The sequence below is a fragment of the Rahnella perminowiae genome (assembly GCF_019049755.1).
GTDB classification, from domain to species: domain Bacteria; phylum Pseudomonadota; class Gammaproteobacteria; order Enterobacterales; family Enterobacteriaceae; genus Rahnella; species Rahnella perminowiae.
Genome location: NZ_JAFMOS010000481.1, coordinates 1 through 11,892, shown reverse-complemented (window position 1 = coordinate 11,892; position 11,892 = coordinate 1). Strand labels below are relative to the sequence as shown.

The window sequence follows — 11,892 nt, the reverse complement described above, 5'->3', positions numbered from 1 at the left end:
TCTTTTTACACCCTGTGCTAACGGCCAATCATTGTCGTTTTGACGTCCAGAAAACACCGAAATATATAATCCTATCGGGCGGGATTTATGAATAAATATGATGACATTAAACGTTTTATGGATAAGGCGAAGTTGGAAAATATTGATTATAAAGAGCTTAATGAAAAATCAACGGGTGAATCCATTACTGGCTCAATGAATCAATGGACGTTGATTAAACAAGTCTCTGCCAGTGAAGAACCTGCCGGTCCGCTTGATAATGGCCGTACCACGCAGCCAACACCGCAATCCATTTCGGCGGATGAGTTTTCGCTTTCTGACGTTCACCCCGTCCATACGCAGCAGGAGCCGAACTCTTCTGCCGCACGACCTGTTACACACCAGCAAGCCACCCCCCTGTCTTCGGAGGTGCCTCATCCGCCAGCCGGTTTTGGCCTGCTTGATGCCCTGCGTGAAACGCTGCCGCCGGTTCCGTCTCAGCCAGCACCGGTGACCATACAACCCGCGCAACCTCAGCCTGTTCACACGGCACCGGTATTGCATGCCCAGTCTGTCGTTCCTGACAGCGGGTCGGGTTTACTTGATTCATTGCGTAAAGCGATGCCCGCAGCGCCGTCGAAACCTGCCCCGGCGCAGGTTCAATCTGTGCCGCTTCAGGCATCTCAGTCAGTACCACAACCCGTCGCGCCGGTTTATCACCAGCCGCCGGTACACAATCCAACGCCCGTTCACAGTCCGGTGCCCGCGGTGTCCGCATCCCCGGCGTCTGCTGATGCTAACCAGCGCTTTAAACAAATGTTTAAACAACGGGCTCCGCAGCCTGCCAGCGCTTATTTACATCGCGACACACCGCTTCAACCCCTGTTAGAGATGATTGCCTCATGCCGTTAGTTTGCGTTTGTTCACCGAAAGGTGGGGTAGGAAAAACCACGGTGGCCTCCAACCTGGCCTATTCACTTGCCCGCAGTGGCAGTAAAGTGCTGGTCATCGATTTTGATGTACAGAACGCCCTTCGCCTTCATTTCGGGGTGCCTATTGCCGATACCCGCGGTTTTGTGGCCGGTTCGGGTAATGAATCCGACTGGAGCCAGTTTATCCTGAAAGCGGGCTCCAATACGTTTGTTTTACCGTATGGCGAAGTGACGGAAGATCAGCGGCTGGAGTTCGAACATCAGCTTGCCAGCGATCCGCTTTTTTTACAGCGCGGATTAAATACGGTCCTGAATTATCCTGGCCTAATTATTATTGCGGATTTTCCTCCGGGCCCGAGTCCGGCATTAAAAGCGGTTCAGGCGATTGCTGATTTACATGTTGTGGTGATGCTGGCCGATACCGCGTCATTATCTTTATTACCCTTAATGGAAAAAAACAAACTCATTGGCACACCTTTGAATAATAAGAAGGGTGAGTATTACGTGGTTAACCAAAGTGATACCCGCCGGACATTAAGCCGCGACGTCACCCACTTTTTCGAACAGCGTTTAAATGAAAGATTATTAGGCACCATCCACAGGGATGAGTGTGTGCCGGAGGCCAATGCCTCGCAGCGCTCTATTATTGATTTCAGTCCGGTATCAGCTTCGGCATTTGATATTGAACTGATCAGCAAAAAAGTCGCCGCCATTTTAGGAATTAAAGTCGGTGATGGTGAATTACACGCCGCACCTAAATCTGGCAGTTATTAACTATCACTGTTAACAGCGACCCCAAAAGCGATGAATAAATTTCTGTTTTCTTTCCTTGTGCTTCTGTTGCTGCCGGTGGCAGCAGTGATCATTATTACCCCGATGGACAGCCAGAAGCAGTACATTTTTGGCCTGATCAGCATCGGGCTTTTATTTTTGCTTGGCATCAGTAAAAGCCGCAGGATTAGCGTGGTGATGGTCATCATGTCCATCATGATGTCGACGCGTTATATTTACTGGCGTGCGACAGAAACGCTGCATTTCAATTCAACAATAGAAGCTATTTTAGGGATCGGCTTATTCCTCGCCGAGCTGTATGTCTGGCTGATTTTATTGCTGGGCTATCTGCAAACGACCTGGCCATTAAAACGCACCATCGAACCTTTGCCGGATGACACCACGCTGTGGCCAACCGTCGATGTGTATATTCCGTCTTATAACGAAAGCCTCGATGTAGTACGGGATACCGTTCTGGCGGCGCAGTGCATCGATTATCCGAAAGACAAAATCAAAATTTACGTGCTGGATGACGGCAAACGCGACGAATTTGCGGTGTTCTCTGCGGATGCAGGCGTGGGTTATATTACGCGTGATGACAACTCCCACGCCAAAGCCGGCAACCTGAACCATGCGATGAAACTCACCAAAGGCGAGCTGATTTGCGTATTCGACTGTGACCACGTGGCTACCCGCGCTTTCCTGCAGGCGACGGTCGGCAGCTTCCTGAAAGATCCGCGTCTGGCACTGATCCAGACGCCACACTATTTCTATTCGCCTGATCCGTTTGAACGTAACCTGTCCGCTGGCCGCACCATGCCGAATGAAGGTGCCTTGTTCTACGGCCCGGTTCAGCAAGGTAACGACAACTGGAATGCGACATTCTTCTGTGGTTCCTGTGCGGTTATCCGCCGTGTGGCCCTGGAAGAAGTCGGGGGTTTTGCGGTTGAAACGGTGACCGAAGATGCGCACTCGGCGCTGAAAATGCAGCGTCGTGGCTGGAATACCGCGTTTCTGGATATCCCGCTGGCAGCCGGTCTGGCAACTGAACGCCTGGGGCTGCACGTTATTCAGCGTACCCGCTGGGCGCGCGGCATGACGCAGATTTTCCGCGTGGATAATCCGTTGCTCGGCCGCGGCCTGAAATGGCAGCAACGCCTGTGCTACCTGAACGCCATGCTGCACTTCCAGTTTGGTTTGCCGCGCGTGGTGTTCCTGACTGCACCGCTGGCATTCCTGCTGTTTAATCTGAACATCATTTCCTCATCTGCCAGCCTGATTTTTGCTTACGCGCTGCCGCATCTGGTGATGTCGCTGTACATTAACTCCCGTATGAACGGCCGTTTCCGCTACACCTTCTGGGGTGAAATTTACGAAACTGTCATGGCCTTCCACCTGATCCTGCCCACGCTGGTGACGATGTTCGCGCCAAAACGCGGCAAGTTTAACGTGACGGATAAAGGCGGTTTGCTGGATGTCGGTTTCTTCGACTTCAACATCGTCAAACCTCACCTGATAGTCGCGCTCATGATGCTTGCAGGGATTGGATACGGCATCGTACGCGCCGTATTTCATGATTACTTTGCCATCGATCCCAGCGTTATTGCGCTGAATATCGCCTGGGGCAGTTTCAGTGTGCTGATTTTGCTGGCAGCGATTGCCGTGGCGAAAGAAACCCGTCAGGTACGCAAAACGATCCGTATTGATGTCGAGATCCCAGCGATTATTCATTACGCCAATGGTATTTCACTGCGCACAACCACTATCGATATGTCGATGGGCGGCGTGCAGCTGGTGACGCCGGACGTGCGCTATCTGGATGAAGAAATTGAAGAAGTGGAAATTCAGTTGTCTTCCGGTGCGGAAAGTTTCCCGGTGACACAAATCAGCGGAGACAAAGCGCGGTTACGTCTGCAATTTGAAAATCTGCCATTATCGAAACGTCGTGAACTGGTGCGCGTGGTCTTATGCCGTGCTGACGCCTGGATTGGTGAAGAATACCCGCCGGATAACCCGTTTAAATCCCTGCTAAGCATCATCCGTTGCGTGTTCGAGTTGTTCTACAACACGTGGAAGGAGCGCCGTGTTAAAAATAAACCCGCTGACGCCGCCAGCAAGAGTGAAGCAGCATGAACCGACCTTATAACCTGATGATTAAGTGCCGTTTATCTGCTGCGCGCAGTGTATCCCTGTTCAGGAAAATCACTGCCGGTTTGTTGCTGATGTTCAGCAGCCTGCCATTGTCGCAGGCGGAAGACGCGCCGGCACCGGCCGTTGATCCGGCCACCAGCCTGCCAGCCGCGCCGTCATGGCTACCGCCGGTCACGCCGGTACCGGGTGAAACGGCACCCGCCAGTGATGCCACGCCAGCCCCTGCTGTGGATACGCCGCAGACTGATACCACACCGGTGAATAACAGCACGGCGATACCTGATGCCTCTGCCGCTGCGCCGGTGATGCCACTGGTTCAGCCGGTGACCAGCAATATCACCGTTGCCGAAATGGGCCAGCCAAACGGCCTGACGCTCAGCGGGGGTCAGTTGCAGTCCGGTATCATTTTCACCCTGCCCGCCGATGAAGTGGTGACCAACGCGCACCTGTCGCTGGCACTGAAAATTTCTCCGGCGCTGATTGCCCGCGATACCACGCTGGAACTGATGCTCAACGGCCAGCCGCTGGGTAACCTGCCACTGAACCAGAGCAGCAACGGCGGCGACGTTTACGATCTCGATATTCCGTCGGCAATGGTGGTATCCAACAACAACCTGAGCTTCCGCGTACATGACAGCAACACCATGACCTGCGAGAAAGATCAGTCAGATAAATACTGGGTCACTATTTTGCCAACCACCAGCATCGGGCTGGAAGGTCAGCAACTGAATATTGGCCGGAATCTGGGTAACTTCCCGCGTCCGTTCTTTGATGGTCTGCAGATGCAGGAATCCAAAATTACCCTGGGTTTCTCTGCGTCTATGAAACCTGGCGATGTCAGCGCTGCGGCGATAGTCTCTTCTTATCTCGGCATGTTGTCCGATTATCGCAGCATAGATTTTCCGGTCATTCTTAACGACCTGCCGGATCAGAACGGCATTTTGTTTGGCAAGCCGGGCGATAAAATAGGTTCGCTGACCTTGCCGGCGAGCAAAGGTGCCTCGCTTCAGATTATCGATAATCCGATCAATCCGGTCTACAAACTGCTGCTGGTGCTCGGCAACGATGATAACGAACTGCGTCAGTCCGCGTATCGCCTGATCAGCGGCGGTATGCCGAACAACGTCGATCATCTGGATGTGGCCCAGCAAACTATTCCAACCAGCAAACTGTATGACGCGCCGCGCTGGATTGACACTTCCCGCCCGGTGACGCTGGGCGAACTGGCGGGTAAAGATCCGGATTCGCTGATTTCTAACGGCATTTATCACGACGGCATTCAGGTAGCTTTCCGCGCAGCGCCGGATCTGTTCATGTGGGACGGACACAATATTCCGGTGCGCATTGATTACCGTTTCCCGACGGAAAACTGGATTGATGAAGATAACTCAAGACTCAACGTTTCCATTAACAGCAACTTCCTGCGCAGCCTGACCGTCAACAAAGTGGGTCTGGTGGAAAACATCTGGCGTCGCCTTGGCGGTGACAGCCGTCAGGAACGTTATACGCTGCAACTCGCGCCCTACCTGATTTATGGTGACAACCAGCTGCAATTCTATTTCGATATCAAGCCGAAAAAAGAGGCGCCGTGCGGCATCCTGACCAGCGATAATATCAAGAGCCGTATCGATCCAAAATCCTTCATCGATCTGAGCGGAAGCTACCATTTTGCCCAGTTACCGAACCTGTCGTATTTCGTCGGTGCATCTTATCCGTACTCCAAACTGGCTGACTTCTCCGATACCCTGATGTTGCTGCCGCCAGCGCCGACGGCAGATGAAGTCCATACGTTGCTCAACCTGGCCTCCCGCGCCGGTAAAGCCACAGGTATGCCGGTGAATCATGTACAGGTGGCCTTTGGTCTGAAAGGTGATGAACAAAATAATCCGCTGTTTGACCGCGATGTTTTGGCCGTCGCCACGCTGGGCGACACCTCGTTTACTCAACAGTTACTCGCGGATTCCCCTTTCAGCATCAACGGTGGTGCGATGGGCGTAAAAACGCCGACCGATATCCAGCGCGTTGTCGCCTGGCTGACCGGTGACTGGTACCGCCAGCCGGTCGATGCAGACCGTTATCTGTCCTCAACCGGCGCATGGCGTGGCTTCGTCAGCTACCGTTCGCGCTGGTCTGCCGATCATGTGGTCGTGCTGGCAACCGGTACGGACGATCAGCAGTTGCTGAAAATCCATAACGATTTGAAATCACCCAAAATCAACGCCAATGTGCGGGGTGACCTGGCAATTATTACCGATGAAAATGGCATCCGCAGCTTCTCAGTCGGCCAGCAATTTCCGACCGGGCAAATGCCGTGGTACATGATGGTGCTGTGGTACGCCAGCAACCACATCGTGATCCTGTCATTGATTGCGACCCTGCTTTCTCTGGTGATTGGCCTGAGCCTGTTCGTCGTCCTGCGTCGTCACGCGGCCAAACGACTGGGTCAGAAATGAAAAGCATCGGCTTTATAACAAAAACAATGAAGATCGCACCGATATCGGGCGGCGACTCTCTGGCGATTACCGGAGCTGGAAAATGAAAAAACATAAACTGTCCCTGGCGGTGATCAGGGCTATTTATCTGGTAGGGATCGCCGGAGTAGCAAGTTTTAGTGCTGCCACGTTGGCAGCGGATACCGCCAATCCTGCTATGAAAGCGTTGTTCGATCAGGCCGCCTACTGGCATGAGCGTGCTCATGATGATCTGGCAAAAAATGCCTTACAGAAAGTGCTGCTGGTTGAGCCAAACAACGTGCAGGCGCTGTACCTGATGTCGCTGTATTCCATGCAGGGCGGGGATAAAACCGCAGCCAATCAGTGGCGTGAAAAACTGGCCGCCGTCTCGCCCGATGATCCACGTCTGGCATCGCTCAACAGCGCCAAAGCCATGCAGTCAATTCCGCCGGCTCAGTTAGCTTCTGCCCGTCAGATGGCTGCGCAGGGCAATGTCAGCGGTGCACTTTCGGCGTACCGTACCATTTTTAACGGCAACCAGCCGCCAGACAGTCTGGTGACTGAATATTATCTGACCATGGCGGGTGATAAGTCGCTCCAGCCGCAGGCAATTGCCGGGTTGCAACAGCGCGTTGCCTCGCGTCCTGACGACACGCAGGCGCGTCTCGGTCTGGGCAAGGTGCTCACTTATCAGGAATCAACCCGCCGCGACGGCATCAAACTGCTGAGCACCATGGCCGGTTCCAGCACCGAAGCGGACCGTTCACTGCGTCAGGCATTGCTGTGGATGACGCCGCAGGAAGACGACCGTGATTTATATCAGGGCTATCAGGCGCGTCACCCGAACGATACCAGCGTGATGGCATACTTCCAGAAAAACATTGGCGGCGCGGCAAAAGGTCAGGGCTTCACCGCACTCAACAGTGGCGATGTCACCAGCGCGAAAGCTAAGTTTGAAAGCGTGCTGGCCGATAACCCGAACGACGCCGATGCGCTGGCAGGTTTGGGTTATATCGCTCAGCGCAGCGGTAATTTTGAGCAGGCATCACAATATCTGAGCAAAGCCGCCGCACAAGGTGGCCCGAACAGCGCCCAGCTGAGCAACCAGGCCCAGGATTCCGCGTTTTACGCTCAGTTAGCGAAAGCCAAAGAGGCCGCAGGTTCCGGCAGTTACGATGCCGCACTGGCTGCCGTCACGCCTCTGACGCAGGTCGGCGGCGAAAAAGGTCAGTCAGCCAGCCTGCTGCGTGCTGATATTCTGCGCCGGAAAGGCGATCTGGCCGGGGCCGAGCAACAATACAGTGCACTGGGCGATAACGCCGATGCCCGCGCCGGATTGTATTACGTGCTGCGTCAGCAGAACAAAACCGCCGAAGCTAATCAGGTGCTGAAGACGCTGCCAGCGGCCATTCAGACCAAGATGAATCCGCCAACCGTGGCGGATGTTATCGAGCCAATGCGTCGTCAGGCTGCACAAGCCATGGCGAGCAACGATCCGCAGCGTGCACTCAATATTCTTCAGCAGGCCCTTGAACGTCAGCCGTCTAATGTCTGGGTGAAACTGGATATGGCGCGCATCCTGCAATCGCAGGGGCAGACCGCGCAGGCGCAGTCGCTCATGGCGCCTTCTTCGCGTCCGGGTGCATCTTCTGCCGATTTGTACGCAGCAGCCTTATTCGCCTCAGAAACCAAAAACTGGTCCACCGCCAATGCCCTGCTCTCACGTATTCCACGTAGCAGCCAGAATCAGGGTATGCGTGAACTGGCACAACGCGCCAATTTCAATGCGCAAATGGCGGATGCGGAAAACTATCTGCAACAGGGTAATACTGCCGCTGCATCCAATACGTTGCGCGCACTGGCACAGAATCCTCCCGGAGCACCGGCGGATGTCGGTGCACTGGCGAAAAATCTCGCGGCGTCCGGTCAGCTTCCGCTGGCAGTGCAGCTGGTCCGCCAGAATATGCGTCAGGGCGTCAACGGCAATGCCGGGGATTACGCCGATCAGATCAGCGTGCTGAATCAGGCCGGCCTGAGCAACGAGGCGCAAGCCTTCCTGCAAAATCCGCAAATCCAGTCCGGCACCTCACCGACCGCACTGGCGAGCCTGCGTGACGGTTTCGTGATCAATCAGGCTGACCAGTTGCGCGAACAGGGTCAGTACGCGGCAGCCTACGATAAGCTGGTCGTTGCGTTGCAGGCGGATCCGCAAAACCGTGACCTGATGCTGGCGATGGCGCGCCTGTATCAGTCAGGCAAACTCAATAAACAAGCCGGTCAGGTCTATAACTACCTGATGAGTAACGATACACCTACGCAGGATGCGCGTGTCGGTGCGATCAACGTTGCGCTGGGTGAAGGCGATAACCAGCGTGCGAAAACACTGATGGAAGGCCTGCGCGGACCGCGTACGCCGGACCGTTTGTTACTCGAAGCGCGCGTCGCCGAAGCGCAGGGCGATCATCAGCAGGCGCTGGCGTTATTGCGGTCCGCGAAGGGGAAGATGATTGGTCTGGAAGGCACAGACAGTTCGGCACAGGTCGCGGGATTGCAGATCAGCGACAACCCGTTCATCAACCGCTCAACGCGTACCTCGGCCTCGCGTCCGGCGACACAATCCTCATACGGTACCGTGTTGCCATGGCAGGTATCGGACCAAGTCTCCACCCCGGGGAATATTCCGGTAGCAACCACCGCACCGACGGCGGTGACACAGCGTAATGCCACTGAAAAACAGATCGACGACATGCTTGACGATTTGCAGGGCAAAACCGCGACCTGGGCACAGGGTGATATGTCGATTCGTGGCCGTGACGGTGAAAGCGGCCTCAGCCAGCTGACCGAAGCCAAAGCGCCGATGACCTTTGCCTTCGTGCCGTTTGATACCTCGCGTCTGAGTATCGGCGTCACGCCGGTTTCCCTCAGCGCAGGCAGCCCGTCCGGCACCGCTAACGCCCGGTTTGGTCAGGGCGCACTGGCACAGGCGCAGTCGGCACAGAAAGATGTGGCTGCCGCCGCAGCCGCAGCCGGTCTGGATATTGCTAACTACAGTACATTTGCCAAATTGCAGACAGCCGCAGCGACTAACGCCAGTACAAATTGTACATCGGCTAACGCCACCTCTGATCAGTGCGTGGCGTACAACACCATTGCGGGTACTGACCCCACGACTTATGCGGCACCGGCTGCCGGTAATCAAAGCGCGACAGGCGTGGAAGTTAACGCCGCACTGACCGGTGACAGCTATAAAGCCGATGTCGGCAGTACGCCACTCGGGCAGGATCTGAACTCGCTGGTCGGTGGCGTGCAATGGGCACCGAAACTGACTGACTTCACCACTCTGCGCGTGACCGCTGAACGTCGGGCCGTCACTGACAGTATTCTGTCCTACGTCGGCACTAAAGATAATTACAGCGGCAAAGAATGGGGCCAGGTCACTAAAAACGGCGGCAGTGTCAATCTGTCATACGATGACGGCGACGCCGGTTTTTACGCCGAAGCGGGTTATTACAGCTATCTGGGTAATAACGTGAAGAGCAACAAATCGGTGAACGCCAATGCCGGTCTGTATGTCCGTCCGTTCCGTTATGACGATCGTGAACTGAAAACCGGCATCAACGTCGGTTACATGGATTTCGACAAAAACCTCAGTTATTACAGCTTCGGTCAGGGCGGTTACTTCAGCCCGCAAAACTATGTCAGTGTCTCCTTCCCGGTGGAATACACCCAGAAGTATGACGACTGGGATCTTAAATTGTCCGGTGCGGTGGGTTATCAGTCTTATTCTCAGGATAAGAGCGCCTACTTCCCGAATAATCCGGACCTACAGAAACAGCTGGAAGATCTGGTGGCGGCAGGCTATGGCACTGAAGCCTACTACAGCGGCAAAACGCAAAACGGTATCGGCTGGAATGCCGGCGTGGGCGGCAATTATCACCTGAACAAAAGCATGCAGATTGGCGGACAGGTTGGCTACGATACTTTCGGTGATTACAACGAAAGTAAAGCGCAGGTCTACTTCCGTTATCTGATGGGTCAAAATTAATCGCGGTGAGATAAAACCATGCAAGAACATAGCTATTCACAGGTCGCGCAGGAATATTATCGACAGCGTCATACCACACCCGGCTGGCAAAGCCTGGTGCAGGTGCTATTTTCAGGTATTCTGGCGTCCGCCGATGACGAAGATGGGCGCCGTTTTCTGACCCTGATGGGCAACAATCTGGCACGTCAGCATCCGTTGCCGGGTTCTGCGACACTTGGCGAGCTGGAAGACAATATCAATCAACTCCTCAGGCATTTCGACTGGGGAGTGGTGAAGCTGGAAGCGACACAACAACAACTGGCGCTGGTGCACATTGCCTGGCCGGTCTCACCGCAGGGGCAGGATGATGAGTTGTGGTCCATCGCGCTCATCTCCCTGTTTGAAGGACTGTATGCCGAGTGGTTGTTATCACAAGGCGGGCAACCCTATGTTCCGCTGCGCTGGCAGGAAATCACACCGGAAGGTGCGTTCGTTTTCCGTTATCAAAATGGTTTGTAAGGAATCTCTATGTTGTTATTTCGGCGCTACGGCCTGGTGCTGTGGCTCAGCCTTATTTTCGCGTTTTTCAGCTCCGCTGTAATGGCTCAGGATCCGGGCTGGTCTGCTTATAAAAGTCGCTTTCTGATGCCGGACGGGCGAATCATTGATACAGCCAATAAAAATGTCAGTCACACCGAAGGTCAGGGTTTCAGTATGCTGCTCGCGGTATTTAATGACGATCAGGCTGCCTTCGACAAACTCTGGCAATGGGCAAACACCACCCTTTACCGTAAAGATATCGGCCTGTATTCATGGCGTTATGACCCGAACAGCACCCCGCATGTGGCAGATATCAACAACGCCTCTGATGGCGATACGCTGATGGCGTGGGCGTTACTGCTGGCAGGCGACAAGTGGAGCGATGCCCGTTACACCAAAGCCTCTGAAAAATTACAAGCCGCGCTGATCAAATACAATGTGATTGATTATGCAGGTTACAAAGTGATGCTGCCGGGCGTAAAAGGCTTCAATCAGACCAGCAACGTGACCGTCAATCCGTCCTATTTCATCTTCCCGGCCTGGCAGGCGTTTTATGCGCACAGTCATTTAAAGGTATGGAAAGATCTGGATGAAAGCAGCACGGCGATGCTCAGCAAAATGGCGTTCGGTGATTTCCGCTTGCCGACCGACTGGGTCGAGCTGCAGGCCGATGGCACCCTGAAACCCGCCAGCCGCTGGCCAACGCGTTTCAGTTACGACGCTGTGCGTATCCCGCTGTACCTCGGCTGGGCGCATCCGGGCAGCCCGCAGATGGCACCGTTCATTCTGTGGTGGCAGAAATCCCCACGCGACGCGACACCGGCCTGGATTGACGTGATGACCGGCACCAAAGCGGGCTACAACATGTCGCCGGGATTATTAGCCGTGCGCGATTTCACCATGGCCAACGCTGCCGCCATCAGCCCGAACCTGGCCCCGAAAGACGATTACTACTCTTCCTGCCTGCAATTGCTGAGCTGGTGGGCGAGTCATAAAGGGTAAATAATCCCCCTTTGAAATATGAAGGCCAGTCAGGGAAATC

The 11,892-nt window shown here is 54.5% G+C and carries 7 protein-coding genes; all 7 read left to right on the top strand.

Features of this window, described 5'->3' with window-relative positions; genetic code table 11:
* Positions 1-87: 87 nt before the first annotated feature.
* The 7 genes from J1785_RS09230 (at position 88) to J1785_RS09200 (ending at position 11,852) form a co-directional block, all read left to right on the top strand.
* Positions 88-891, top strand: a complete 804-nt coding sequence (locus J1785_RS09230; protein ID WP_129953936.1) for a cellulose biosynthesis protein BcsO — start codon at positions 88-90, stop codon at positions 889-891.
* Positions 882-1,685 (top strand): cellulose biosynthesis protein BcsQ, encoded by an 804-nt coding sequence (gene bcsQ / locus J1785_RS09225; RefSeq protein WP_129953937.1) that lies wholly within the window; start codon positions 882-884, stop codon positions 1,683-1,685. The genes J1785_RS09230 and bcsQ overlap by 10 nt, the downstream gene beginning before the upstream one ends.
* Positions 1,686-1,715: 30 nt before the next feature.
* A complete protein-coding gene (gene bcsA, locus J1785_RS09220) occupies positions 1,716-3,815 on the top strand; it encodes a UDP-forming cellulose synthase catalytic subunit (RefSeq protein WP_129953939.1) in 2,100 nt (699 codons plus the stop codon).
* Complete coding sequence (gene bcsB / locus J1785_RS09215) at positions 3,812-6,286, top strand: cellulose biosynthesis cyclic di-GMP-binding regulatory protein BcsB (protein ID WP_217219272.1); 2,475 nt, start codon at positions 3,812-3,814, stop codon at positions 6,284-6,286. Before bcsA ends, bcsB begins: the two co-directional genes overlap by 4 nt.
* 82 nt (positions 6,287-6,368) lie before the next feature.
* A complete protein-coding gene (locus tag J1785_RS09210; protein ID WP_217219271.1) occupies positions 6,369-10,331 on the top strand; it encodes a cellulose biosynthesis protein BcsC in 3,963 nt (1,320 codons plus the stop codon).
* A gap of 18 nt (positions 10,332-10,349) precedes the next feature.
* Complete coding sequence (gene bcsD / locus J1785_RS09205; RefSeq protein WP_129953944.1) at positions 10,350-10,829, top strand: cellulose biosynthesis protein BcsD; 480 nt, start codon at positions 10,350-10,352, stop codon at positions 10,827-10,829.
* A gap of 9 nt (positions 10,830-10,838) precedes the next feature.
* Positions 10,839-11,852, top strand: coding sequence for a family 8 glycosyl hydrolase (locus tag J1785_RS09200; protein WP_217219270.1), 1,014 nt, complete (start codon positions 10,839-10,841; stop codon positions 11,850-11,852).
* Positions 11,853-11,892 lie beyond the last annotated feature (40 nt).